21 protein-coding genes are annotated in these 24,388 nt (G+C 72.0%); 8 read left to right on the plus strand and 13 right to left on the minus strand.

Translation table 11 applies throughout. The features are described from left to right. Position 1 precedes the first annotated feature (1 nt). Complete coding sequence (locus F0Q34_RS18240; protein WP_149813686.1) at positions 2-334, plus strand: SMR family transporter; 333 nt, start codon at positions 2-4, stop codon at positions 332-334. A gap of 2 nt (positions 335-336) precedes the next feature. Continuing rightward, positions 337-1,797, plus strand: coding sequence for a cobyric acid synthase (locus F0Q34_RS18245; RefSeq protein WP_206668085.1), 1,461 nt, complete (start codon positions 337-339; stop codon positions 1,795-1,797). 49 nt (positions 1,798-1,846) lie between these two features. On the opposite strand, the gene F0Q34_RS18250 is transcribed toward F0Q34_RS18245, so the two are convergent. From F0Q34_RS18250 to cbiB, 3 genes are all read right to left on the minus strand, one after another. Then, positions 1,847-4,396, minus strand: coding sequence for a S8 family serine peptidase (locus F0Q34_RS18250; protein ID WP_161600939.1), 2,550 nt, complete (start codon positions 4,394-4,396; stop codon positions 1,847-1,849). Positions 4,397-4,580: 184 nt separating this feature from the next. After that, complete coding sequence (locus F0Q34_RS18255; RefSeq protein ID WP_149813688.1) at positions 4,581-6,266, minus strand: dihydroxyacetone kinase family protein; 1,686 nt, start codon at positions 6,264-6,266, stop codon at positions 4,581-4,583. A gap of 72 nt (positions 6,267-6,338) precedes the next feature. After that, positions 6,339-7,331, minus strand: coding sequence for an adenosylcobinamide-phosphate synthase CbiB (gene cbiB / locus F0Q34_RS18260; protein ID WP_241665574.1), 993 nt, complete (start codon positions 7,329-7,331; stop codon positions 6,339-6,341). A 38-nt stretch (positions 7,332-7,369) separates the two neighbouring features. On the opposite strand from cbiB, the gene cobD reads away from it, so the two are divergent. Beyond that, complete coding sequence (gene cobD, locus F0Q34_RS18265) at positions 7,370-8,365, plus strand: threonine-phosphate decarboxylase CobD (RefSeq protein ID WP_149813689.1); 996 nt, start codon at positions 7,370-7,372, stop codon at positions 8,363-8,365. A 22-nt stretch (positions 8,366-8,387) separates the two neighbouring features. On the opposite strand, the gene mntR is transcribed toward cobD, so the two are convergent. Further along, positions 8,388-8,822 carry a manganese-binding transcriptional regulator MntR gene (gene mntR, locus F0Q34_RS18270; protein ID WP_149813709.1) on the minus strand — a complete coding sequence of 145 codons (435 nt, stop codon included), beginning with the start codon at positions 8,820-8,822 and terminating at the stop codon, positions 8,388-8,390. A 198-nt stretch (positions 8,823-9,020) separates the two neighbouring features. Here mntR and F0Q34_RS18275 point away from each other — a divergent pair, with 198 nt between their 5' ends. The 5 genes from F0Q34_RS18275 (at position 9,021) to F0Q34_RS18295 (ending at position 14,064) form a co-directional block, all read left to right on the plus strand. Further along, positions 9,021-10,007, plus strand: a complete 987-nt coding sequence (locus F0Q34_RS18275; protein ID WP_149813690.1) for a metal ABC transporter solute-binding protein, Zn/Mn family — start codon at positions 9,021-9,023, stop codon at positions 10,005-10,007. Continuing rightward, on the plus strand, positions 10,004-10,783 hold the full coding sequence (locus F0Q34_RS18280; RefSeq protein WP_149813691.1) for a metal ABC transporter ATP-binding protein: 780 nt from the start codon (positions 10,004-10,006) through the stop codon (positions 10,781-10,783). The genes F0Q34_RS18275 and F0Q34_RS18280 overlap by 4 nt, the downstream gene beginning before the upstream one ends. Further along, complete coding sequence (locus F0Q34_RS18285) at positions 10,783-11,709, plus strand: metal ABC transporter permease (protein WP_149813692.1); 927 nt, start codon at positions 10,783-10,785, stop codon at positions 11,707-11,709. Before F0Q34_RS18280 ends, F0Q34_RS18285 begins: the two co-directional genes overlap by 1 nt. Next, the gene (locus F0Q34_RS18290) at positions 11,706-12,662 is read left to right on the plus strand and encodes a metal ABC transporter permease (RefSeq protein WP_149813693.1); all 957 of its coding nucleotides are present in this window, start codon (positions 11,706-11,708) and stop codon (positions 12,660-12,662) included. The genes F0Q34_RS18285 and F0Q34_RS18290 overlap by 4 nt, the downstream gene beginning before the upstream one ends. A 73-nt stretch (positions 12,663-12,735) precedes the next feature. After that, positions 12,736-14,064 (plus strand): carbohydrate porin, encoded by a 1,329-nt coding sequence (locus F0Q34_RS18295; protein ID WP_149813694.1) that lies wholly within the window; start codon positions 12,736-12,738, stop codon positions 14,062-14,064. 29 nt (positions 14,065-14,093) lie between these two features. Here F0Q34_RS18295 and F0Q34_RS18300 read toward each other — a convergent pair whose 3' ends face one another. From F0Q34_RS18300 to F0Q34_RS22190, 9 genes are all read right to left on the minus strand, one after another. Continuing rightward, positions 14,094-16,472: a DEAD/DEAH box helicase gene (locus tag F0Q34_RS18300; RefSeq protein WP_149813695.1), complete on the minus strand. Its 2,379-nt coding sequence runs from the start codon at positions 16,470-16,472 to the stop codon at positions 14,094-14,096. A gap of 102 nt (positions 16,473-16,574) precedes the next feature. Beyond that, positions 16,575-17,315 (minus strand): SDR family NAD(P)-dependent oxidoreductase, encoded by a 741-nt coding sequence (locus tag F0Q34_RS18305; protein ID WP_149813696.1) that lies wholly within the window; start codon positions 17,313-17,315, stop codon positions 16,575-16,577. A gap of 228 nt (positions 17,316-17,543) precedes the next feature. Continuing rightward, positions 17,544-18,767 carry a serine hydrolase domain-containing protein gene (locus tag F0Q34_RS18310; RefSeq protein WP_149813697.1) on the minus strand — a complete coding sequence of 408 codons (1,224 nt, stop codon included), beginning with the start codon at positions 18,765-18,767 and terminating at the stop codon, positions 17,544-17,546. Positions 18,768-18,992: 225 nt separating this feature from the next. After that, on the minus strand, positions 18,993-19,817 hold the full coding sequence (locus F0Q34_RS18315; protein ID WP_149813698.1) for a creatininase family protein: 825 nt from the start codon (positions 19,815-19,817) through the stop codon (positions 18,993-18,995). A gap of 74 nt (positions 19,818-19,891) precedes the next feature. After that, positions 19,892-20,857: an ABC transporter ATP-binding protein gene (locus tag F0Q34_RS18320; RefSeq protein ID WP_149813699.1), complete on the minus strand. Its 966-nt coding sequence runs from the start codon at positions 20,855-20,857 to the stop codon at positions 19,892-19,894. After that, positions 20,854-22,704, minus strand: coding sequence for a dipeptide/oligopeptide/nickel ABC transporter permease/ATP-binding protein (locus tag F0Q34_RS18325; RefSeq protein ID WP_149813700.1), 1,851 nt, complete (start codon positions 22,702-22,704; stop codon positions 20,854-20,856). The genes F0Q34_RS18320 and F0Q34_RS18325 overlap by 4 nt, the downstream gene beginning before the upstream one ends. Continuing rightward, the gene (locus tag F0Q34_RS18330) at positions 22,701-23,651 is read right to left on the minus strand and encodes an ABC transporter permease (protein ID WP_149813701.1); all 951 of its coding nucleotides are present in this window, start codon (positions 23,649-23,651) and stop codon (positions 22,701-22,703) included. The genes F0Q34_RS18325 and F0Q34_RS18330 overlap by 4 nt, the downstream gene beginning before the upstream one ends. Then, positions 23,651-23,785 (minus strand): hypothetical protein, encoded by a 135-nt coding sequence (locus F0Q34_RS22530; RefSeq protein WP_277755303.1) that lies wholly within the window; start codon positions 23,783-23,785, stop codon positions 23,651-23,653. The genes F0Q34_RS18330 and F0Q34_RS22530 overlap by 1 nt, the downstream gene beginning before the upstream one ends. Positions 23,786-24,121: 336 nt before the next feature. Beyond that, positions 24,122-24,388 (minus strand): hypothetical protein (locus F0Q34_RS22190; RefSeq protein WP_206668086.1); only part of this gene is annotated, 267 nt, incomplete at its 5' end.

Below are 24,388 nucleotides of genomic sequence, written 5' to 3' on the forward strand. Positions count from 1 at the left end.
GATGAACGCCTATGCCGCGCTGGGCATCGCCATCGTCGCCGAGGTGATCGCCACCTCCGCCCTGAAGGCATCGGATGGCTTCTCGCGGCTCTGGCCCTCGCTGGTGGTGGTGGCGGGCTATGCGGTAGCGTTCTTCTTCCTGTCGGTCACGCTGCGCACGGTGCCGACCGGCATCGCCTATGCCATCTGGTCGGGCGCCGGCATCGTGCTGATCTCGGCCATTGGCTGGATCTGGTTCCGCCAGGCGCTGGACCTGCCGGCGCTGATCGGCCTCGGGCTGATCGTCGCCGGGGTGGCGGTGGTGAACCTGTTCTCGAAATCGGTGCCGCACTGACCATGCCGGCCGCCGCCATCATGTTCCAGGGCACCGGCTCCTCGGTCGGCAAGTCGCTGCTGGTGGCGGGGCTGGCGCGGGCGCTCGCGCGGCGGGGCCTCGCGGTGCGGCCGTTCAAGCCGCAGAACATGTCCAACAACGCCGCCGTCACCGCGGAGGGCGGGGAGATCGGCCGCGCCCAGGCCCTGCAGGCGCGCGCGGCCGGCGTCGCGCCCGGCATCCACATGAACCCCGTGCTGCTGAAGCCGCAAAGCGAGACCGGCGCGCAGGTGGTGGTGCAGGGCCGCGTCCATGCCACGGCGCGGGCGCGCGAATACCAGGCGATGAAGCCATCCCTGATGCCCTTCGTGCTGGACAGCTTCGCCCGCCTCCGCGCGGAAGCCGACATCGTGCTGGTGGAAGGCGCCGGCAGTGCGTCGGAGATCAATCTGCGCCAGGGCGACATCGCCAATATGGGCTTCGCGCGCGCCACAAACACGCCCGTCGTGGTGATCGGCGACATCGACCGCGGCGGCGTCATCGCCGCGCTGGTCGGCACCTATGCGGTGCTGGAGCTGGAGGACGCGGCGCTGGTGCGCGGCTTCATCGTCAACCGCATGCGCGGCGACCCGATGCTGTTCGCCGAAGGCATGGCGCAGATCGCCGCGCGCACCGGCTGGGCGCCGCTCGGCCTGGTGCCGTTCTTCGATGGCGCGCGCCGCCTGCCGGCCGAGGACGCGCAGGACCTCGCCGAGCAGCCGCGCCGGGATGGCGCGAAATGCCGCGTCGCCGTGCCGGTGCTGCCGCGCATCAGCAATTTCGACGATCTGGACCCGCTGGCCGCCGAGCCGGAGATGGAACTGATCCTGCTGCGCCCCGGCATGGCGCTGCCGGGGGATGTGGACCTGGTGCTGCTGCCCGGCTCCAAGGCCAGCATCGCCGACCTCCAGGCGCTGCGCGCGGAAGGCTGGGACACCGACATCCTGGCGCATCATCGGCGCGGCGGCCGGGTGCTGGGCTTGTGCGGCGGCTACCAGATGCTGGGCCGCACGCTGTCCGATCCGGAGGGTGTGGAAGGGGCGGCGGGCAGCGTTCCCGGCCTCGGGCTGCTGGCGGTGGACACGGTGCTGTCGGGAGAGAAGCGCTTGGCCGAGGTGCATGGCACCACCCTGGCCGATGGCCAGCCCTTCACCGGCTACGAGATGCATATCGGCCGCACCACCGGCCCTGACACGGCGCGGCCGCTGTTGCGCCTCGCCGATGGGCGGGCCGATGGTGCGGTATCGGCCGATGGGCGGGTCGCCGGCAGCTACATCCACGGCTTCTTCGCCGATGACGCCCAGCGCGCCGCCTGGCTGGCCCGCCTGGGCGCGGCCGCCGCCCCCGCCCCGCATGACGCGGCGGTGGAGGCGGCGCTGGACGGGCTGGCGGCGCATCTGGAAGCCCATCTGGACATGGGGGCGCTGCTCCGCCTCGCCCGGTGACATCGGGTGGGTAAAGGCCGGGCGGTCATGCTGCCCGGCCCCATGGTGCCTACAGGAAGACCGGGTCGGGCAGGCGCCCTTCCACGCTTCCGTTGTTGAGATAATGCAGCAACGGGTTGAAGCCCGCCGCCGCGACATCGGGATTGGCGTTGAGATAGGCCGCGCTGTCGAAAAGATCGCTGGCCGCGCGCCCTTCGCGCCAGCCGGACTGGTTGTAGTGCAGCAGCGGATCGACCCCCGCGGCCGCAACATCCGGATTGGCGGCCAGATAGAAGGCCATGTCGAAATAACCGTTCGGATCGCGCCCTTCCTGCCGGCCGCCCGCTTCCCAGTGGGCGCGTGCATCCACGCCGGCCCGCGCCACGTCCGGATTGGCCAGAAAGTAGTAGCCGGCATCGAAGCCATCATCCGCCGCATGGCCGATCGCCGGCCCGGTGCCGCGTCCTTCCGCCTGGCCGAAGGTCAGGTAATGCGCCAGCGGGTCGATCCCCGCCGCCGCGACATCGGGATTGCGTCCCAGATAGGTTCCGATATCGAAGCCGGCGGAAGGATCGCGCCCTTCGCGCCAGCCGGAGGAACCGTAATGGGTGAGAGGGTCGATCCCCGCCGCCGCGACATCGGCGTTGCGCGCCAGATAGGCGTCGCTGTCGAGCAGCGGGTTCGCATCGCGCCCTTCGCGCCAGCCGAACACGCTGTAGTGGGTCAGCAGGTCGGCCCCGCTGCGCAGCACGTCCGGATTGGCGGCGGCATAGAAATGGGCGTTGAACAGCGGCACATCCGGCCGCAGCAGGACCGCGCCATCGGCGAAGTTGACCTGCTCCACATTCCAGCTCTGCACAATATCGCCGCTGGAGCGCAGCGTCGTCACGTCGCCCTGCCGCCAGGAGGCATAGGTCGCCGCCGTGCCGCCGAGCACCAGGATGTCATAGCCGGCGCCGCCATCGGCGAGGTTGCTGCCGGGCCCCGGTTGCAGCACGTCGTTGCCGCCTCCGCCTTCCAGCCGGTCATTGCCGCGCCCGCCCCGCAGGTGGTTGGCCAGTTCATTGCCGGTCAGCCAGTCATTGCCGTCGCCGCCGATGGCGTTCTCGATGGCCGTGCCGGCGGCGAGGGTGAGCGTCTGCCCGGCGATGCGGCTGGCGCCGGCGCCGGACAGGTCGATGCGCGCATCGCCCGTCAGTGCCGCGCCATTGATGGTGTCGGTGCCCTCCGCGTCCTGCAGCACGCGCCGCGCGGCATTGGCGGCGGAAAGGCTGCCGAACTCGTCGGTATAAACATGCTGCGTGTTGGCCGAGGCCGCCGAGCCCAGCACGGTGAGGCCCCAGTTCAGCAGCGTGCCGGTGTTGCCCGCGGCCAGATCGTCGACACGCAGCCGCCAATCGCCCTGCGCCGCCTCGTTGAGGAATTGCGTGCTGGCCAGCGTGAAGGTGAGCGCGCCGCTGGCCGGGTCATAATTGCCGAGGGCCACGCGGTCGAGCAGCAGGCTTTCGGTGCCGGAGGGCGACACCAGGGAAATGCGCAGATCGCCGATGCGCTCATGGCGCAGGTCGATGAACAGCTCGGCGCGCTCGACGCGGATCGCAGCATCGATCCGCACGCTTTGTTCGAGGCGCTGGTTCTCGGACAGGCCGCCGCCGGCATCGTTGCGGACGCTGGCCTGCGACAGGTTTCCGGCGGTGGATTGCGCTTCCCAGCTCTCCGCCAGCCGCACCGCCGCATGCGCATCGATCAGCCCGAAGCCGGCACGCCGCGAGACATGGTGCCCGCCGCCATTCCAATCCTGCGCCGCGTTGAAGAACCAGCCGGCGCCATCATTGTCGACCATGCGGGCGGACATGCCGAGGATGGTCTGCACGTCGCGGTAGCCGAGATTGGGGTTGGCTTCCAGCATCAGGGCCACGGTGCCGCTGACGATCGGCGCCGACCAGGAGGTGGCGGTGCCCGGCGCCACCACCGTCAGCGCCGCGCCCGGATTGGACATCGGCGCCACATTGCCATTCTCGAAGGCCGCGCCGGCGGTGATGGTGTGGCGGTTGTTGACATAGTTGTGGGTGTTGACGTCATCGCCCTGCTGCGCGCCGTTCCCGGCGGAGCGGACGATCACCGTGCCGAGCCCGCCACGGCCCTGGGCGGCGGTGGCGGCGATCGCGGCGGCGGCGCCGGCATAGGCGGGCTGCTGGAAATTGTCGGTGAAGTAGTAGCCGGAGCGGCCCCAGGAATTGTGCGAAACGTCCACGCCGCTTTGCAGGGAAAGCAGGGTCGTTTCCTGCTCGATCGTGCGGCGTTCGATGACGTTGAAGGTGTAGGCGACCAGCGTCGCGTTGAAGGCGGCGCCGATGCCGCCGGTGTTGTTGTTGGCGTTGCCGACCAGGATCTCGGCCACTTGCTGGCCATGCAGGTCGGTGGGGTCGGCGGTGCCTGGTGCCGTGACGCTGGCGGCCAGATCCACCTTGCCAACCAGTTCCGCACGATCGGCCCAGCGCCGGGTGTCGATCTGGCCGATCCGGATGCCCTGGCCGGAATATTCATCATAAAGGGAAGTGAGGCGGGCAGAACGCAACTGCCATTGGCTGGCGTAATCCGGGTCGTTGAAGATGGCCACCAACAAGGCTCCACTAAATAGAAAGTAAAAACATATGCCGAGATTTCCACCAGGAGCCGAATCCACCGCCTGAACGGTGGTTTGCGGCCCTGGAGTCGCGACTTGGCAGGAACGTTAAATTTGCAGAACAGTTTGCTTCTTGGGAGTGCTTAAGTCTTGGCTGATCTTCACGTCCTGCGGAGCTTTAGCCCGTAGCACCATCGAGTGCCCGCATCCAGACCACCGCCGCGGCGGCGCCGGCATCCGGCACGCCCATCGCCCGGTCCCCAAGATAGGCGGCGCGGCCAAGGCGCGGGCGCATGGAGCGTGTCGCATCGGCGCCCTCCGTGGCGGCCTGGATGGCTGCGGCCCAGGCGGCGTGCAGGGACTGGCCGGCGGCCGCGGCGCGGGAAAACGCCTCGGCCGCGGGGTGCAGCGCGTCCAGCATGGTGCGGTCGCCTGGGCGGGCGCCACCCAGTTCGCCGATTGCCGCCACCGCCTGGGCGAAGGCTTCCGCCCAATCCTTGGCCGAGGGGGCATCCCCCAGTTGCCGCGCGGCGCGCAGCAGGGCGGTGGCGTAGAACGGTCCGGAACTGCCGCCAATGGCGCGACGCAGCGTTTCGCCCAGTTGCCTCAGCGCCACGGCGGGGGTGGCGAAAGCCCCATCCGGCAAGGCGCGGATCGCGGCCGCGCCGCGCGCCATGCTGATGCCGAGGTCGCCATCCCCGGCCTGGCTGTCCAGCTTCGTCAGTTCCGCCTCCTGCCGCTCCAGCGCGGCGGCGGCGCGCAGGATGGCGGCCTTCAGGGCCGGGGCGAGGGGACCGGGAACGGGCGGCGCCTCCGCCTCGGTGGCGGGGCCGGGGATGATCCGGCGTTCGGCGGCGATGCGCCCGCCCGCCTGCCAGGCCGGCGCTTCTCCGGCGGCGTCGAGCAGCGCCAGCCGCGCATCATCCACCACCAGCAGCGACAGGGAGCAGCCGGGCATTTCCAGCGCGGTGAGGTAGTTGCCGGCCCAGGCGCGCTCCACCACCAGCCCCCGGCCGCGCAGCCAAGCCAGCGCGCCGCGCGCCACGATGGCCAGCTCCATCGGCGGCGTGCCGCCCAGCCCGTTCACCAGCAGCGCCACGCGGGCGCCGGCCCGCAGGCCGAGATCGGCGGCGATGGCCTCCAGCATGGTGTCCACCAGACCGTCGGCCGGGCGCAGTGCGGCGCGTTGCACGCCCTGCTCGCCATGGATGCCGAGGCCCAGCTCGATCTCCGCGGGCGCCAGGGTGAAGCCGGGTTCGCCGGCGGCGGGCACGGTGCAGGCATCCAGCGCCACGCCCATGGTGCCGAGCGCCTCCGCCGCCTGCCGCGCCAGTTGCGCCACCTCCGCCAGCGGCTTGCCGGACGCGGCGGCGGCGCCGGCGATCTTGTGGATCAGCACCGTGCCGGCGATGCCGCGCCGCCGCGCCTTCTCCACCGTGTCGCGCAGCGCCACGTCATCGGCCACCACCACCATCTCGGTCGGAATCCCCTCGGCGGTGGCCAGCTCGGCGGCGAGGCCGAAATTCAGCCGGTCCCCGGTGTAGTTCTTCACCACCAGCAGCGCGCCGGCGGGGCCGGCCGCGGCCCGGATGCCGGACAGCACGGCATCGACGCTGGGGGAGGTGAACACGTCGCCGGACACTGCCGCCGTCAGCAACCCGGTGCCGACATAGCCGGCATGGGCCGGCTCGTGCCCGGCGCCGCCGCCGGAGATCACCGCGACAGGGCGCCGCGCGGGATCGGGCAGGCCGGCCTGGACGATGACGTCCTCTGATTCCAGCAGCGCCTGGGCTGGGTTCAGGTCGGCCAGGCCTTCCAGCATCTCCCGCACGACCTGGCGGGGATGGTTGATCAGCTTCTTCATGATGGCGACTCCTCCAAGACCGGAGGCAGCTTGGCAGGCGGCGGCCGGGACGGCCACGGGGTGCGGCCGGCGCTACAGCAGGGCCAGCGCCCCTCCTGCCACCGCCAGGATCTGGATGGCGCAGGCGCGGCGGTAGAGCGTGAGGGCGCGGCGAAGGTCGGACACCGTCGCGGCCGCCCGCCCGTCGCCCATCCAGGCATCCTCCACCCGCGTTTGGCCATAGACGCGCGGCCCCGCCAGCCGCAGGCCCAGCGCGCCCGCCATCGCCGCCTCGGGCCAGCCGGCATTGGGCGAGCGGTGGTTCCGCGCATCCCGCCGCACCGCGCGCCAGGCGCCGCGCGCATCCGCGCCCCGCGTCATGCCCGCCGCCAGCAGGATCCACATCGCCGCGAGGCGGGAAGCCGGCAGGTTCACCACGTCATCCAGCCGCGCCGCCGCCCAGCCAAAGGCCTCGTGGCGCGGGGTGCGGTGGCCGATCATGCTGTCGGCCGTGTTCACCGCCTTGTAGGCGGCGATGCCGGGCAGCCCCGCCGCGCCGCACCAGAAGGCCGGCGCCACCACGCCGTCGGAGAAGTTCTCGGCCAGGCTCTCGATGGCGGCGCGGCAGATGGCCGGCTCGTCCAGCGATTCCGGGTTGCGGCCGACGATCATGGACACCGCCGCGCGGCCGCCTTGCAGCCCATCCCGCTCCAGCCCCTCCGCCACGGCGCGGACATGCTCGTGCAGGCTGCGCTGCGCCGGCAGGCTGGCGGCCAGCAGGGCCAGCAGCGGCAGCGCCGCCGCCTGCGGCAGGAAGTGCAGCAGCGCCGCCTGCAGCAGCCCGGCCGGAACCAGGCTGGCCAGCAGCAGCACCAGCACCGCCGCGACGCCGCGCGCCCGCCGCCGCGGCGCGGCCAGGGCCGGGTCGTTCCATCGCCGGTCCAGAACCCCGATCAGCGCGCCCATCCACACCACCGGGTGGCGGATCGCGGCGAAGATCGGGGCAGGGTAGCCCAGAGCCGCCTCGATCAGCAGCGCGCCGAGCAGCAGGGGAAAGGTCGTGGACAGCGGAAGGCTCGCCTGCAAGGAAAGGCCGGGGATCGCGGCGGAGCGGGGCGGTTAGCATGCGGGCAGCGGGGCTGGAACATGGCGGGCGGCTGGAGGCAGCGCGGCGGCGCTTCCCCGGGGCGCCATCGCCCTTCCTGGACCTGTCCACCGGCATCAACCCCACCCCCTGGCCGGTGCCCGCCCTGCCGCCGGACGCCTTCACCCGCCTGCCGGAGCCGGAACAGGAAGCGGCGCTGCGCCAGGCCGCGGCCGCCGCCTATGGCGTCGCCGATGCCGCCATGGTCGCGGCGGCGCCGGGCACGCAGATCCTGATCCAGCTGATCCCCCGCCTGTTCCCGCAGCGCGGCCTGGCGGTGCTCGGCCCCACCTATGCCGAGCACGCCGCCTGCTGGCGGGCCGCCGGAACGGCCGTGCGGGAGGTGAGCCGCTTCCCGGATTTGGCAGAGGCGCCGGCGGCGCTTCTGTGCAACCCCAACAACCCGGATGGCCGCCGCCACGACCCGGCCGCGCTGCACGCTCTGGCGGACCGCATGGCGCAGCAGGGCGGCCTGCTGGTGGTGGACGAGGCCTTCGCCGACCTGGAGCCCGGGCCCCTGAGCGCCGCCGGGCTGCTGCCGCATCCGGCCCTGGTGATCCTGCGTTCCTTCGGCAAGAGCTATGGCCTGGCCGGGCTGCGGCTGGGCTTCGCGCTGGCGGCACCGGAGCGCGCGGCGGCGATCCGGGACGCGCTGGGGCCCTGGGCGGTGTCCGGCCCGGCCATCGCCGTGGGCCACGCGGCGCTGGCCGACGCGGCCTGGCGGGCGGCGATGGCGGAGCGGCTCCGCCGCGATTCCGCGCGGCTGGACGCGATGCTGGCCCGGGCGGGGCTGTCACCCCGTGGCGGCACATTGCTGTTCCGGCTGGCCGAGGGCGATGCCGCCGCCTGGCACGAGCGGCTGGGCCGTGCCGGCATCCTGACCCGCCCCTTCGCCGCGCAGCCGCGCTGGCTCCGCTTCGGCCTGCCGGGCGATGCCGCGGCCTGGACACGGCTGGAGGCGGCGCTGGGCGCCTGATCGATCGGGATGCTTGAGCGGTTCAGCGGCCGAGGAAGCGCTCGAAGGCCTTCAGCGTCTCGTCGCTGACATGATGCTCGATGCCCTCGGCATCGCTTTCCGCCACATCCTCCGGCACGCCGAGCGCCCGCAGCAGGTCCACCACCACCCGGTGGCGGGCGCGCACCTCGGCGGCCAGGGCGTGGCCGGCCTCGGTGAGGAACACGCCGCGATAAGGGCGTGAATGCGCCAGCCCTTCCCGCTTCAGCCGGGCGATCGCCTTGATGGCGGTGGCGTGGGACACGCCGAGCCGGCGGGCGATGTCGGTTGGCCGCGCCTCGCCCTCGACGCGGAGCAGGTCGTCGATCAGTTCCACATAGTCATGCAGCAAGGCGCTGGCGCGGGCGGAGCGGGCAACGGCATGGCGCGCCGCCTCCTGCGCCTCGGCCGTGTCAGGGACATCCGAGGGGCCGCCCATCGGGGCTTCAGCGGGAGCAGCGGTGTCCTCCGCCTCGGCATCTGGGATCATGGCACAACCTTCCGTGACGGGCGGCGTCTAGCACTCGGGAAAGCGGTGGGCAAAATGTAGCCTTGGCTTCATCCTGGGGTTCATGCTTGAAGGTAGGGCAAGGGTTACTATCCTTTGGTCCACATCACGTCGCACAGGAAAACCTCCATGCCGGATGCGAAACGCCTTTTCCCGACACGCCGCGGCCTGCTGATGGCGGCGCTGGCCCTGCCGGTGGCGGCGCGGGCTGGCCACGCGCAGGCGGCCTCGTTGCGGGTGCTGGCCACCACCGCGATGATCGGCGACCTCGCGCGCCGGATCGGCGGCGGGCGCATCGCCCTGACGGTGTTGATGGGCGAAGGGGTGGACCCGCATCTCTACAAGCCCACCCGGCAGGACGTGGCGCGCCTGCTGCAATCCGACCTCGTGCTCTACAGCGGCCTGCTGCTCGAAGGTCAGATGACGGACGCCTTCGAGCGCGTCGCGCGCAGCGGCAAGCCGGTGGTGGCGGTGGCGGAGGCGCTGCCGCCCGAGGCGCTGCTGGTGCCGGAAGGCGCCAATGGCCAGCCCGATCCCCATGCCTGGATGGACCCCCGCGCTTGGTCGCAGGCGGCGAACATCATCGCCGCCCGCCTGGCCGAGGCCGATCCGGCAGGCCGCGTGGCGTTCGAGAACAATCTCGCGGCCCTTCAGGCAGAGCTGGCGGCGTTGGATGGCTGGGCCGCGCGGGCTATCGCCTCGATCCCCGCGGAGCGGCGCGTGCTGGTCACCGCGCATGATGCCTTCGGTTATTTTTCCCGCCGCTACGGCATCGAGGTGCTGGGCATCCAGGGCCTGTCCACGGAATCCGAGGCCGGGCTGCAACAGATCGAGCGGCTGGTGGCGCTGCTGGTGGAGCGCCGCATTCCGGCGGTGTTCGTGGAAAGCTCGGTGTCCGATCGCAACATCCGTGCCCTGGTGGAAGGCGCCCGGGCGCGCGGCCACGGCGTTGTGGTGGGCGGGGCGCTGTTCTCCGACGCGATGGGGGCGCCCGGCACCTATGAGGGAACCTATGCGGGCATGATCGACCACAACGTCACCACCATCGTGCGGGCCCTGGGCGGGGATGCGCCGGAAGCCGGCTTCGCCGGACGGCTGGCGGTGGCATCGCGATGATCGAGCCCGCCCTGGAGCTGCGGAACCTTTCGGTTGCCTACCGTGAGGCGGCGGTGCTGCGCCGCGTGTCCTGGGCAGCGCCAGCCAGCGGCCTTACCGCCATTGTCGGGCCGAACGGGGCGGGCAAGTCCACGCTGCTGAAGGCGTCGCTGGGCCTGGTGCCGCGCCTGACGGGGGAGGCGCTGTTCTTCGGCCAGCCCTTGTCGGCGGTGCGGCGCCGGGTGGGCTACCTGCCGCAGCGGGCCAGCGTGGACTGGGAATTCCCGGCCACCGCGCTGCAGGTGGCCGCCATGGGCCGCTATCCCCGCGCCGGCTGGTTCCGCCCCCTGCCGCGCGCCGAGCTGGAGCGGGCCCGCGCCGCCCTGGCCGAGGTCGGCATGGCGGATTTCGCCGAACGGCAGATCGGCCAATTGTCCGGCGGGCAGCAGCAGCGCGTGTTCCTGGCGCGCGCCCTGGCGCTGGAAGCGGATCTGTACCTGATGGACGAGCCTTTCGCCGGCGTCGATGCCGCGACGGAGCGCGCCATCGTAGAGGTCCTGCACCGCCTGGCGCGGGAAGGCCGCGCCGTTGTCGCCGTGCATCATGACCTGGCCACGGTGGCGGAATACTTCACGGAGGTCTGCCTGCTGAACGGGGAGCTGGTGGCGGCCGGCCCAGTGGCCACCACCTTCACGCCGGAAAACCTCGCCCGCGCCTATGGCGGGCGGCTGCCGATGCTGGACCGGCCGGTGCCGCGGACGGAACCGGGTGCGGAGCCGGCCTGGGCGGCGGCGTGATGGAAACGCTGCTGCAGGCCCTGTCCTTCGCCGGCGGGCACAACACCCGCATGGTGGCGCTGGGCTGCGCGGCCTTCGGTCTCGCCGCCGGGGCGCTGGGCTGCTTCGTGACGCTGCGCGGGCGGGCGCTGATCGCTGATGCCGCGGCCCATGCCACCCTGCCGGGATTGTGCATCGCCTTCATCCTGGCGGCGCTGCTGGGCGGCGATCCGCGTTCCCTGCCGCTGCTGCTGGCCGGCGGCGCCGCCACGGCCGGGATCGGCGTGCTGGTGGCGGGCGGGCTGGTGCGTGGCGGCCGGCTCAGGGACGATGCCGCCCTGGCCCTGGTGGTGTCGCTCGGCTTCGGCATCGGCGTGGCGTTGCTGTCAGTGGTGCAATCCCTGCCGGTGGGCGGGCAGGCGGGGCTGACGGGTTTCATCCTGGGGCAGGCGGCGGGGATGGGGCAGTCCGACGCGCTGCTGATCGGCGGGCTGGCGCTGCTGGCGCTGCTGGCGGTGGCGGTGCTGTTCCGCCCGCTCGCCGTGCTGTGCTTCGATCCGGAATTCGCCGCCGTGTCCGGGCTGCCGGTGCGGCGGCTCGACCTCGCGCTCATGCTGCTGATGCTGGCGGTGACGGTGGCGGGGCTGCGCGCCGTCGGGCTGATCCTGGTGGTGGCGCTGATGGTGGTGCCGGGCGCCACGGCGCGGCTGCTGACCGACCGCCTGCCGGTGATGGTGCCGCTGGCCGCCGGCCTCGGCGCCTTCGCGGCCTGGTTCGGCACCGGGCTGTCCGCCGCGCTGCCGGCCTTGCCGACCGGCGCCACCATCGCGCTGGTGGCCTGCGCCCTGTTCATGCTGGCGCTGCTGTTCGCTCCCGGGCGCGGCGTCATCGCCTTCGCGCTGCGGCAGCGGCGGCTGCGCCGCGACCTTCTGGCGGAGCTGCGATGACCCTGTTCCTGCAACTCGATTTCGCGGCGCTACTGGCGGCGGTGATGGCCTGCCTGGCCTGCGGGCTGCTCGGCAACCTGCTGCTGCTGACGCGGCAGAGCCTGCTGGGGGATGCCGTCAGCCACGCGGTGCTGCCGGGGCTGGTGCTGGGCTTCGCCGTCACCGGCACCCGCGCCACCCTGCCCATGGTGCTGGGCGCCATGGTGGCGGCGGTGGCGGCGGCGCTGCTGATCGCCCTGGTGCGGCGGCTGGCGCGGCTGGAGGCCGGGGCGGCGATGGGTGTGGTGTTCTCCGGCTTTTTCGCCCTGGGCCTGGTGATGATGGAGCTGACCGGGGCGCGCGCCGTGGACCTCGACGTGGATTGCGTCCTGTATGGCCAGCTGGAGGCGCTGATCTGGCCCGCCGCCACCGGTCCTGCCTCCCTGCTCGATCCCGCGGCCCTGGCCGAGCTGCCGGTGGAAACCCGCATCCTGGCCGGGGTGCTGGCGCTGGTGGTGGCCGGCCTGGCCCTGCTTTGGAAGGAGCTGCGCCTTGTCGCCTTCGACCCCGGCTTCGCCGCCAGCATCGGCTTCGCGCCGCGCCGCATCTCGCTCGTGGTGCTGGTGCTGGTGTCCGTGGCCTGCGTCGCGGCCTTCTGGGCGGTGGGCTCCATCCTGGTGATCGCGGCGCTGGTGGCGCCGCCGGCCATCGCCCGGCTGCTGACCGATGATTACCGGCGGCAGTTCCTGTTCTCGGCGCTGGCGGCGCTGGCCATGGGCGGCGGTGGCCACGGCGCCGCCATCGGCGTGCCGGCACTGCTGGGGCTGGAGTTCGGCCTGAACGCGGCGGGCATGATGGCGGTGGTCGCGGCGCTGATGCTGGCGGCCGCCTGGACGGCATCGCCGCTGCGGCGCCGGGTTAATTCGGCGACAGCTTCGCCGCGCGATCTGCAGCCTACCGCCTCTATCCGGTAAGCCCGAACCGGATGGCACCCCCGGCCGGCGCTGATGCCGCGCCGGGGGCCGAAAGCTGCCGGGAGAACAGGTGATGATAGGCCGGATCGAGGGGATGGGCCGGGTCCTGCTGCTGCTGGGGGCGCTGGGCGCCGCGCTGCCGGCCTGGGCCCAGGAAGCGCCGGACCCGGAGGAAGCCTGCGGGGAAGGCACCCGCCTGTTGCGCGGCCTTTGCGTCAGCACCAGCTTCACCTTTGACGGCTTCGGCAATCTGCGCGGCGGGCTGCGGCGGGGTGTCGCCGGAACGGCGCAGATCGGCCTCGGCGTGCAGGTGGATTTCGGCCGCATCGCCGGCCTGGATGGCTGGACGCTCGGCGCCAACGCCCTGGGCATCTGGGGCAGGCAGGCGGGCGAGGCGCTGACCGGCAGCCTGGCCTCGCCCAGCAACATCGAGGCGCTTTCCACCGTGCGCCTGTACGAGATCTGGCTGCAGCGGGAGGTGGAGGGCTGGGGCTCCCTGCGCTTCGGCCAGCTTTCCGCCGAAAGCGACTTCACCGTGGCCGACGCGGCGGAGAAGCTGGTGGCCGACACCTTCGGCTGGCCGGTGGCGCTGGGCGAGGCGCTGCCCTCCGGCGGCCCGGAATATCCTCTGGCCGCGCCGGGCATCCGCCTTGCCCTGGGCGAGCCGCGGGATGGCCATGGCCTCAGCCTCGGCCTGTTCTCGGGCGATCCGGGGGGGCGCTATGGCGAGAACACCGATCCCGAGCGGCACAACCGCCACGGCATCAATTTCAGCACCGCTGGGGGCGCCTTCATGATGGCCGAGGCCGTGATTGGCGCCACGCGGCCGCCGGAAGGGCCGCGCCCCTGGGTGGTGAAGCTCGGCGCCTGGCACCACACGGGCGGCTTCGATGCGCAGCGCCGCGACGCGGAGGGCCTTTCCCTGGCCGATCCGGCCAGCAGCGGCGAGCCCCGCCGCTATCGCAACAACCAGGGCGGCTACGCCGTGGGGGAGGCGACGCTGTGGCGGGAAGGGGCGCAAAGCCTCGCCGTCTTTGCCCGCGGCTTCGCCCAGCCGGCCGACCGCAACCCGGTTTCCCTGCAGCTGGATGGCGGCCTCGCCTGGACTGCGCCGTTCAGGCATGTTGGGCACATGCTGTCCTTCGGCGCCTCCCATGCCCGCATCGGCCGTGATGCCCGGGGACTGGACCGGGATGCACAGATCCTCGCCGATCCGTTCCGCCCCCGCCGCACGCATGAGACGGTGCTGGAGGTGAATTACGACTTTCCCGTCGGGCCCGTGCATCTGCGGCCGCTGGCGCAATGGTACATCAACCCGGCCGCCAACGCGGCCGATGAGGAAACCGGCCGCAGCCTCCGCGACGCGCTGCTGCTTGGGCTGCGCATCCAGGCGACGTTCTGAACGGCCCCCGCTGAACGGCCCCTGGCGCTTCAGGCGGCGCGGGTCGCCGCCTTGGTGCGCCGCTGCTGCCGCAGCACGTCCTCGATCCAGGAGTCCAGCCGGTCGGTTTCCGCCTCGGCCTCGGTGAAGTCCGGATAGGCGGCGGCGAAGCGCAGGGCCATCCAGCGCCAGGCGACCAGCCGCTTGTGGATTTTCTCGGCGCGCTGCAATTCCTCGCCGCTGGCGCGGTCCGGCGGCGGCAGGCGGCCGGCCAGGGGCGGGCGCACCGGGCGGCCGGCGCCATGCTCCACGGCCCATTGCGCCAGGCGGGTGATGCCGTTGTCGCGCTCATCCACCGGGCACAGGGCATAGGTCCAGCGATCCATCAGCGACAGCCCTGCGACGCCGTCGATGGCGGAGGCGATAGCCAGCGCCTGCGTCATGTCGGCCAGCCGGTAATTCGGATCGTCCTTGCGCAGCACCGCCCGCTGGATGCGCGCCAGCACGCCGAACAGGCTGTCGGAGCCGATCTCGGCGGCGACGGCGGCGATGATTTCGGCATCGGGCTGCACCTGCGGCCGCAGCTCGGCCGGGGGGGCAGGCGGCGCGTCCATCATGGCCTGGATGAAGCCGGGCTCCCCGCCGCCGGCCAGCACCGCGACGATGCCGCCCTCATGATGGCCGAAGCGCCCGGCGCGGCCACCGATCTGCTTCACCTCCTGGCTGTTCAGCTCCCGCCGCTCCTCCCCGTCGAACTTGCGCAGGGTGGAGAAGATCACGCGGCGGATCGGCAGGTTCAGCCCCATGCCGATGGCGTCCGTCGCCACCACGATGTCGGCCTCTCCGTTGCGGAAGCGGGCGGCCTCGGCGCGGCGCACCTCGGGCGAGAGCGCGCCATAGACCACCGCCACCTTGCGGCCGCGCTTCACCAGCTGCTCGCGCAGGTCCATCACGTCGCGGCGGGAAAAGGCGATCAGCGCATCGCCGGCGCGCAGCTCGCCGAAGCCGATGGAGCGGCTGGCGGCATGCAGCGGGCTTTTGCGCTCCAGCGAGATTTCCTCGACCTCGTCGCCGCACAGGGCGGCGATGCGCTTCACCATGGGAATGCATTCCGGCGCCCCCAGCACGAAGACCTGCCGCGCCGGCACGCCCATGATGGCGGCGGTCCAGGCGGCGCCGCGGTCACGGTCATGCAGCAGCTGCGCCTCGTCGATCAGGGCCACGTCCACGGGGTTGTGGAACGGGCACATCTCCACCGTGGCGGCGAGGTGGCGGGAGCCGTGCACCGGCATCCGCTCCTCCCCCGTGGCGAGGGAAGCCTGCACGCCGCGCGCGGCCAGCGCTTCGCGGAACTCATGCGCCAGCAGGCGCAGCGGGGCCAACGCCATGCCGCTTTCGGCAGCGGCCAGGCGATCCAGCGCCATGTGGCTTTTGCCGCTGTTGGTGGGGCCGGTGATGATGGTGATTCGCCGGATCATCGCCCGCGCGGTGGCGAAATGCGCGGCGTAGCGGTCCAGCGCGGCGGCGCGGGCCACGGCCTGGTTGGCTTCCTTGCTGCCGCGCCCGGCCAGCGCCGCGGCGCGCCCGATCTGGGTGGGGCGCTGCTGGTCCGGGGCGCGGGCGCGCTCCGGCCTGGCCATCTGCTCAGCGGCGCGCCAGGCCTGCAGCTCGCGCCGCAGCGGGACGATCTCGGCCGGGTCGAACTGCCACAATTCCCGCCCACCCTTGGCGCTGCGGATCTTGCGCGCCACCGGGATCAGCCCGGCGCCGACCCAGCGCAGTGCCTCCCGCTCCGAGCAGTGCAGCAGCTTCGGGACGCCCTCGATCCCGATCAGGCTCTTTTCCCAGGCGCGGAGGCGGGTGACCTCCTCCCGCCGCTTTTCCCGCGCCGCCTTCTCGGCCGAGCGCAAGTCCTGCTGCCGCCGCTCGGCGGTGCGGCCGGCGCGGAGGACGAACTCGGCGGTGGCGGCGGTGGACAGGCCATGCGCCTCGGCCACCGCCTGGGCCAGCGCGGCCATCCGCTCGCCGGACAAGGGGTGGCCTTCCTCGGCCTGCTCGCCGGCGATGATCTCCAGCGCCGATTCGGCGTTGTCGGCGACGTCGCGAAGCCTTTCGGCCACGGCATCGTCCAGCGCCATGCGCAGGGCGCGCGGCGTCGCTTCCGGGTCCTGGAGGCGCTTGGCCGCGGCCTCGGCATCGGCGCGGCGCACCCAGGGCTGGCCGGCGCGGCTGGCCATCTCCATGGCCGCCTTGGCCCAGAACTTGCGCCGCACCGCGACCAGCTCCGCCCGGATGGTGTCGGCATCGGCGGGCAGGCGGCGCAGCACGCGCCGGATCAGCTGCGGCATTTCCCGCGCCTCGACCCGGAGGCCGGAAGCGAGGATGGCGGCCTCCGCCGGGTTGGAGGGCAGGTCGAAATCATTGCTCATGCTGCATCAACTAGCGGAAGGGCAGGGTGTTTCGCCAATCCGGCGATAGCGGGCGCCCGAACGGCGCGCTGCCCGCCGCCGCCCGGATCGGGCCGCCGCGCCTCAGACGTGCTGGCCGCCATTGATGTGGATCTCCGCCCCGTTGATGTAGGCGGAAGCCTCGCTGCACAGGAAGTGGATGGTTTCCGCGACCTCCCGCGCCTCCCCCAGCCGGCCCAGCGGCACGATGTCCCGCACCAGCTCATCCGTGCCGGGGGACAGGATCGCGGTGCGGATCTCGCCCGGCGCGATGGCGTTGGCGCGCACCCCGCGCGGGCCGAACTCATGCGCGAATTCCCGCGTCAGCGCGGCCAGGCCGGCTTTTGATGCCGCGTAGGCCACCCCCGCGAAGGGATGCACGCGCGAGCCGGCGATGGAGGTGACGTTGACGATGGCGCCGCGCGCCGCCTCCAGTTCCGGCAGCAGGGCGCGGGCCAGCAGCGCGGTGGACACCAGATTGACGTTCAGCACATGCGTCCAGGCGCGCGCATCGGTATCCGCCACGCCGAGCCGCGACCCGCCCGGCCCCTTCGGGGAGATGCCGGCATTGTTGACCAGGGCATGCAGCGGACCGCCGGCGATGCGTTCCCGCACCTCGGCCACCAGCCGGTCGATGTCCGAAAGGTCGGCGAGGTCGGCCTGGATGTGGCCCCAGCGCGCGCCCGGCCAGCGGCATTCCTCCGAGAAGGAATGGCGGGAAACCGTCAGCACGCGCCAGCCATGCTCCTGGAACAGCTTCACGGTGGCATGGCCGATGCCGCGGCTGGCGCCTGTCAGCAACAGGGTGCGGGGCGTGTCGGACATCCGTGGGCTCTCCTGGCCCGCGGGCTGGCGGGCATTTCCTGCGGTGGCGGCATCATAGGCGGATCGCCGCGCCGGTCCATCGCGCGGCGCCCGGCACCTGCCCGGGCGCCATGCGCCGGCCTGTACGGCCCACGAAGCGGGCCGAGCCGCCGGATGGCGGCTGGCGGCAAGTGTCGCGAGGCCAGACGGCCGGAGGCCGGGCCCGGCGCCCGGCAGCGTGAAAAGGCGTCAGTCCACCAGCGCCGCATAGCTCAGCGCCCGCAGCTCCCGCCGCAGCGGATAGGTGGAGGAGGGGACCAGCTGGGTCATCAGGATCACCGCCATCTCCTCCGCCGGGTCGATCCAGAAGGCGGTGGAAGCGGCGCCGCCCCAGGCATATTCGCCCGGGCTGCCGACGATCTGCGCCCGCGCCGGGTCCAGCGTCACGGAAAAGCCGAGGCCGAAGCCGATGCCTTCCGCGGTGGTTTCCGACCAGCGCGGCTGCCCCATCGCCGCCATGTCGCCGCGCAGGTGGTTGGCCGTCATCAGGGCCACCGTCTTGCGGCCCAGCAGCCGCACCCCGTCCAGCTCGCCCCGGTTCAGCATGAGCCGGCAGAAGCGCCAGTAATCGGCGACGGTGGAAACAAGGCCCCCGCCGCCGGAGCAAACCGGTGGTGGCCGCAGGAAAGGGCTCATGGCCGGATCGTCGATCAGCTCCAGCCGGCCATCCGGTCCGCGGACATAGTTGGCGGCGAAGCGCGGATGATGGGCCTCGGGCAGGCTGAAACCGGTCTCGTGCAGGCCAAGGGGCCCCAGGATGCGGTCGCGCAGGAAGCTGTCGAAGCTTTGCCCGGAGATCACCGCCACAAGATGGCCCAGCACGTCGGTGGCGATGCTGTAGTTCCATTCCCGCCCGGGCTGGGCGATCAGCGGCAACCCGGCCGCGCGCTCCACCACATCGGCGAGACTGGTCTCGGCGGTCTGGAAGTCGATGCCATGCTCCCGGTACAGCGCGTCCACCAGCGTCGCGTGCATGAAGCCATAGGTCAGGCCGGAGGTGTGGGTCAGCAGGTCGCGGAAGGTGATGTCGCGCTCGGCCGGCACGGTGTCGATCTTGCCGCGCCCCCCGCCCACCGCCACGCGCATGTTGCGGAAGCAGGGCAGGAAGCGGGTGATCGGGTCATCGAGCTGGAAGCGCCCTTCCTCGTACAGCATCAGGATGGCCAGGCTCGTGATCGGCTTGGTCATCGAATAGATGCGGAAGATGGTGTCGGCCGCCATGGGCTTGCCGCGCTCCAGGTCGGCGAGGCCGGTGGCGTGGAGATGCGCGACCTCGCCGCGCCGCGCCACCATGGTCACCAGCCCGGCCAGCCTGCCTTCCGCCACCAGCCGGTCGGCCCATGCGGCGATCCGGGACAGGCGGACCGGGCAAAGGCCGAGGCGGCCTGGATCGGCGACGGGCGAAAGGCTCATGCGGAAGCTCCTGGGCGATGCTGCGCCGATCCTGGGCCGCTCCGCCGCCGCCGTCGAGAGGCCGCCTCGACCGCGCGGCGGCAAGGGCGTTGCGCCGCTCCGGCCCCGGATGCTCCGCGGCCGCGCAACCAGCCTCAGGAAGGGCTGCCCTGCGGCGAGGTGGGAGCCGCCCTGGGCCATGGCCCCGGAACACCCATGCCGGCGTCGCCTGCCTGGCGGGCCGAGCTAGGCCGGCACCCTTTCGTCGTAATGGCGGATGAAGCGCGCGCAAAGATCGGTCAGCTTCTCCACCAGCGCCGCGCCGGTTTCGGCCGAGCAAAGCCGCGGGTCGCCGCCGGCGACGCCGTCATTGTAGATTTCATCATATTCCACCGGCAGGCCCACCTCCGCGCCCTCGAAGGCGCCAAGGCCCAGCGCGGTGTGCGGGATGCCGAGCTGCGCATTGGGCTTCAGCGCCCTGCCTTCCGGGACCAGGTCCTTGCGGATCAGCTCCGGGAACAGGTGCAGGCCGATGCTGGTCAGCGGATCGGCGCCATGGCCGGACACCGCCCGGGCCTTGTCGGGGCCGACGATGCCGGGCAGCAGGCCATAGCCGATGCGCCAAAGATACAGGCTCGGGATCAGCACCCCGTCGCGGCGGTAAACCTCCCGCGTCACCTCGGCGATCGGGCCGACATTGCCGCCATGGCCGTTGATGACGATGATCCGGGTCAGGCCGTTGCGGAACAGCGAATCGAGCATGTCGCCGATCACCAGCTCCAGCGTGCCCTGGCCGATGGCGATGCCGCCGATCATCGGCCCGAAATGGTCGGCGCCGCCAAAGGGCAGCACGGGCGCCACCACGGTGCGGGTGCCCAGCTCCGTGGCGCGCAGCGCGGCCAGCTCCGCCACCTTCTCGGCCAGCAGGTAGTCGCCCATGGGGGCGTGCGGACCCTGGTCCTCATGGCTGCCCATGGGCAGCAGCACCACCGGGTTCGCGGCGTAAAGCTCGCGTCCCTCGCCGCCGGTGATGGTGCCCATATGCACCTTGGGATCGGTCAGGTTTGCCATGGCGTGGCGTTCTCCTTGGAGGTGACAGGGCCGGGGATGGCAGGGCCGGAATGGAGTTGCCGAAAACGCTTCGTTCAGCCGATCTCCCCCGCGCGGATGCAGGCCACGCGGCGGCCGTCATCGCCGAAGGGGGCAAGGGCGGGCACCGTCTGGGCGCAGGCCTCCACCGCATGCTGGCAGCGCGTGCGGAAGACGCAGCCGGAGGGTGGGTCGGCCGGGCTGGGCGGATCGCCCTTCAACAGGATGCGCCCGGCGCGGCGGGCCGGGTCCAGGCGCGGCGTGGCCGACAGCAGGGCGCGGGTATAGGGATGCACGGGCCGGTTGAAGATCGGCCTGGCTGGCCCTTCCTCCATCACCCGGCCCAGATACATCACGGTCACCCGGTCGCAGAGCGTCGCCACCACCGGCAGGTCGTGGCTGATGAACAGCATGGCGAGGCCGAGATCGTGCCGCAGCTCGGCCAGCAGCTGGATCACCTGCGCCTGGATCGACACGTCGAGCGCCGAAACCGGCTCATCCGCCACCAGGAAATCCGGCGCGGTGGACAAGGCGCGGGCGATGCCGATGCGCTGCCGCTGCCCGCCGGAGAATTCATGCGGGAAGCGCTCCGCATGGGCGGGCTCAAGCCCGACGCGCCCGAGCAGCGCCGCCACCTGCTTCGCCGCATCGCCCCGGCCATGCAGCCTGATGCCGTCGGCGATCTGCGAGCCGACCCGGCGGCGCGGGTCCAGGCTGCCATACGGGTCCTGGAACACGATCTGCAGCCGCCGCCGCAGCCTGCGCCATTCCGCCCCGGTGAAGTCCGACAACGGGCGCCCTTCCACCGCGACGCTGCCCTCGGTGGGCGGCATCAGACCCAGCATCAGCCGGCCGAGCGTGCTCTTGCCGGAGCCGCTTTCCCCGACCACGCCAACCGCCTCGCCCCGGGCGATGGACATGTTGATGCCGCGCACCGCCTGTACCGGCCTGGATTTGCGGAACATTCCCTTGCCGGGAAAGGTCTTGGAAAGGTCGCGGGCCTCGAGCAGAGCGGCGCTCATGCCGGCACCTCCGCCCCGCGCCGCGCCAGTTCCCGCCAGCGGACGCAGCGGACATCGCGGCCGGGCTCCGCCTCCTCCAGCGCCAGCGGGCCGGCCGAGCATCGCGGCTCGGCATGGCGGCAGCGGGGGGCGAAGCGGCACCCTTCGGGAAAGGCGTGCGGCGGCGGCACGATGCCGGGGATGCCGGCGGGCGGCGCGTCGCCTTCCGGCACGGCGGCCAGCAGGGCGCGGGTATAGGGATGCAGGGGGTTGTGGAACACCTCGGCCACGCTGCCCTGTTCCACCACCTGGCCGGCATACATCACCGCCACGCGGTCGGCGATCTCGGCTACCACGCCCAGGCTGTGGGTGATGAAGACGATGGCGGTGCCGGTTTCGCGCCGCAGCTCGGCCAGCAGGTCGAGGATCTGCGCCTGCACCGTGACGTCGAGCGCCGTGGTCGGCTCGTCGCAGATCAGCAGCTTCGGCCGGTTGGCCAGCGCCATGGCGATCATCACGCGCTGCTTCATGCCGCCCGACATCTCGTGCGGGAAGGCGCGCAGGCGCCGCTCCGGATCGGCGATGCCGACATGGCGGAACAGCGCTTCCGCCTGCTTCCAGGCTTCCGCGCGGGGGACGCGCCGATGCGCGAGAATGGCCTCCGCCACCTGGTCCCCGGCGCGGTGCACGGGGTTCAGGCTGCTCATCGGGTCCTGGAACACCATGGCCATCGGCCCGCCGCGCAGGCGCCGCATCTGCTCCTCGGGCAGGCGGAGCAGCTCGGTGCCGTCGAGCCAGGCCTCGCCCGCGGCGACGCGCGCCACGGGCGGCAGCAGGCCCATCAGCGCCGTGGCGCTGACCGACTTGCCGGAGCCGCTTTCGCCCACGATGGCCAGCGTCTCCCCGGCGCCGACATCGAAGGACACGTCCTGCACCGGGCGGATCGGCCCACGCGGCGTGTCGATCTCCACCGTCAGGCCGCGCACGGAAAGCACCGTGCCCGGCGCCGGCTTCGCCATGGGCAGCAGGCCGGGCAGCAGGCGGTCCACCGCGCGCAGGCGGGAGCGGGTGCCGGCGGTGCGCGGGTCCACCGCGTCGCGCAGGGCATCGCAGAGCAGGTTCATCGCCAGGATGGTGAGCGTCAGTACGGCGCAGGGCCAGAACAGCAGCATCGGCGCCTGCTCCATGGTGGCCCGCGCGCCGCGGATCATCAGCCCCCAGGAAGGCGCCGGCGGCACCACGCCGAGGCCCAGGAAGGACAGCCCGCTTTCCAGCACCACCGCCGAGGCGACGGCCAGCGAGAGCTGCACCAGCACCGGCCCGGCGACGTTGGGCAGCACGGTGCGCAGCAGGATGCGCGGCGCCGGGGCGCCGAGGGCGCGCACCGCCTCCACATAGTCATGGCTGCGGGCGGACAGCACCTCGGCATAGGTAACGCGGGCGAAGCCGGGCAGGTAGAGCACGGACAGCACCAGGATCAGCGTGCCGGCGCCCGGCCCCATCAGCGTCACCACCAGCAGCGCCAGCAGCACGGGGGGAAAGCACAGGATCACGTCCATGCTGCGCACGGTGAGCAACTCGCCCAGGCCGCGGAACCAGCCGCCGATCAGGCCGAAGGCGGTGCCGATGATCCCGGCGATGAGGGCCGATGCGAAGGCCACGCCCAGGCTGGTGCGCGCCCCCCAGACCAGGCGGGACAGCACGTCGCGGCCGAACTCGTCGCGGCCGAGGGGCGATCCTTCCAGCGGCCCGGCCAGCCGGTGGGCGATGTCCTGCCGGACCGGGTCCGGCAGCCCGAGGAAAGGGGCGGCCAGGGCGGCCAGCAGGATCAGCGCGACCAGCGTGCCGGGGATGATCAGCCTCTTCATGACGCGCGGACCCGTGGATCGAGGGCGGCGTAGAGCAGGTCCATGATCAGATTGATCAACAGGAACAGGCCCGAGATCGTCAGCACGATACCCACCACCATCGGGTAGTCGCGGGCCTCCACCGCGCGCAGCAGCGGGGTGGACAGGCCGGGCCAGTTGAACACGTATTCCACCAGCACCGTGCCGCCGAGCAGCGTGCCCATATGCAGGCCCAGCACCGTCAGCACCGGCGTCAGCGCGTTGCGCACCACATGCCGTACCAGCACCCGCCGGGCGGTCAGGCCCTTGGCGCGGGCGGTGCGGACATAGTCGCGGGACAGCGAGTCCAGCACGGAAGCGCGGGTCATGCGGAACAGCACCGCCGACAGCCCCTTGGCAATGGCGATGGCGGGCAGGGCCAGCAGCGTCAGGTGGCGCGGCGGGTCCTCGGCGAAGGGAACATAGCCGCCGGCCGGCATGACGCGGAGCATCTGCGCCAGCACCAGCACCAGCAGCGTGCCGACCACGAAAACTGGCACCGCCAGCAGCAGCGCCGCCACGCCGGAAGCGATGCGGTCGAACAGCCCGCCCCGGTGTAGGGCGGCATAGGTGCCGGCGGGCAGGGCCACCGCCACGGCGATCAGCGTGCCGGCCAGGATCAGCTCCAGCGTGCGCGGCAGGCGCAGCGCGATCTCGTCCAGCACCGGATATTCGTCGATCAGCGACACGCCGAGATCGCCGCGGGCCAGGCCCATGAGGAAGGCGCCATACTGGTTGAGCAGCGGCCGTTCGAGGCCCAGTCTTTCGCGCAGCTCGGCCACCGTCGCCGGGTCGGGCATGGTGCCGCCGGTGGACAGCAGAAGCTCGGCCGGATCGCCCGGCACCATGTGCAGGGTCATGAACACGATGGTCGCCACCAGCCAGGCCAGCGCGACGGAAATGCCGATGCGGCGCAGGACCCACAGCATCAGCCGGGCGCCACGTCTTCACGGCAGGTGCCGGACAAGGAAGGCGGCGCGCCGGGCCTGCCCATGTCATGGCCCTGGCTGCGCGGGGGGAGGCCGGTGGCGGGCATCAGTGGACGGCGCGTGGCAACGGTCATGGCGGACCTCCAGCCGGATCGGGGCCATGGCGGGACATGGCGCGGAACGGCGCCGTTGAACCCCCTAGGTCTGTGGCGCGCGCCAAAGGCGCGCGGCAGGACTGCCCAATGGGGCGGAAAAGCGGGCGGGATGCAGCAAAGCGGTTCCGTGGAACGGCATGGATCTTTCCTCCCGAACCGACGCGGCTGGCGCTGCGCCATTGATGAGCCGGTTCTGCCGCCGGCTCCGGCCAGTCTGCACCTCCAGGCAGGGGCAGAGAAAGGGCTCCTGACCTCCGACTTCAGAAAAGTTTCAGGGTGGCGGAAATACCCCTTTGACTCATCCTCCAGGGGGGCCTAGAAGCCGCCCCCTGCCGTTGAGGTGGCCCCGGTCGGGGCTGAAGATGCGGCGGGTCGCCAAGTCCTCTTGAAAAACTGGCGCGCAGGAACTAAATGGTTCTTAAGCGCTGCGAAGTAATCGGGAAGATGAAAGCGGCGGGGTGGAAAAAAGAGCTTGACGGCCTTGCTGCCAAGCACTAAATACCCACCACGTTCATTCAAAATTGCATCGGGTTTTCTGGAATAGAGACTTGGTTGGATGGCCTTGTTTTGGCGATCTGGTTT

This window comes from Teichococcus oryzae (assembly GCF_008386565.1).
Classification (GTDB): domain Bacteria; phylum Pseudomonadota; class Alphaproteobacteria; order Acetobacterales; family Acetobacteraceae; genus Pseudoroseomonas; species Pseudoroseomonas oryzae.

Excerpts from the sequence above, each read along its gene's own strand:
- F0Q34_RS18290 (WP_149813693.1), top strand. The coding sequence starts at position 11,706 with ATGACCCTGTTCCTGCAACTCGATTTCGCGGCGCTACTGGCGGCGGTG.
- F0Q34_RS18310 (WP_149813697.1), bottom strand. The coding sequence starts at position 18,767 with ATGAGCCTTTCGCCCGTCGCCGATCCAGGCCGCCTCGGCCTTTGCCCG.
- F0Q34_RS18280 (WP_149813691.1), top strand. The coding sequence starts at position 10,004 with ATGATCGAGCCCGCCCTGGAGCTGCGGAACCTTTCGGTTGCCTACCGT.
- F0Q34_RS18300 (WP_149813695.1), bottom strand. The coding sequence starts at position 16,472 with ATGAGCAATGATTTCGACCTGCCCTCCAACCCGGCGGAGGCCGCCATC.
- F0Q34_RS18275 (WP_149813690.1), top strand. The coding sequence starts at position 9,021 with ATGCCGGATGCGAAACGCCTTTTCCCGACACGCCGCGGCCTGCTGATG.
- mntR (WP_149813709.1), bottom strand. The coding sequence starts at position 8,822 with ATGGGCGGCCCCTCGGATGTCCCTGACACGGCCGAGGCGCAGGAGGCG.
- F0Q34_RS22530 (WP_277755303.1), bottom strand. The coding sequence starts at position 23,785 with ATGACCGTTGCCACGCGCCGTCCACTGATGCCCGCCACCGGCCTCCCC.
- F0Q34_RS18240 (WP_149813686.1), top strand. The coding sequence starts at position 2 with ATGAACGCCTATGCCGCGCTGGGCATCGCCATCGTCGCCGAGGTGATC.
- F0Q34_RS18330 (WP_149813701.1), bottom strand. The coding sequence starts at position 23,651 with ATGCTGTGGGTCCTGCGCCGCATCGGCATTTCCGTCGCGCTGGCCTGG.
- F0Q34_RS18245 (WP_206668085.1), top strand. The coding sequence starts at position 337 with ATGCCGGCCGCCGCCATCATGTTCCAGGGCACCGGCTCCTCGGTCGGC.
- F0Q34_RS18285 (WP_149813692.1), top strand. The coding sequence starts at position 10,783 with ATGGAAACGCTGCTGCAGGCCCTGTCCTTCGCCGGCGGGCACAACACC.
- F0Q34_RS18255 (WP_149813688.1), bottom strand. The coding sequence starts at position 6,266 with ATGAAGAAGCTGATCAACCATCCCCGCCAGGTCGTGCGGGAGATGCTG.
- F0Q34_RS18320 (WP_149813699.1), bottom strand. The coding sequence starts at position 20,857 with ATGAGCGCCGCTCTGCTCGAGGCCCGCGACCTTTCCAAGACCTTTCCC.
- F0Q34_RS18305 (WP_149813696.1), bottom strand. The coding sequence starts at position 17,315 with ATGTCCGACACGCCCCGCACCCTGTTGCTGACAGGCGCCAGCCGCGGC.
- cobD (WP_149813689.1), top strand. The coding sequence starts at position 7,370 with ATGCGGGCAGCGGGGCTGGAACATGGCGGGCGGCTGGAGGCAGCGCGG.
- F0Q34_RS18295 (WP_149813694.1), top strand. The coding sequence starts at position 12,736 with ATGATAGGCCGGATCGAGGGGATGGGCCGGGTCCTGCTGCTGCTGGGG.
- F0Q34_RS18315 (WP_149813698.1), bottom strand. The coding sequence starts at position 19,817 with ATGGCAAACCTGACCGATCCCAAGGTGCATATGGGCACCATCACCGGC.
- F0Q34_RS18325 (WP_149813700.1), bottom strand. The coding sequence starts at position 22,704 with ATGAAGAGGCTGATCATCCCCGGCACGCTGGTCGCGCTGATCCTGCTG.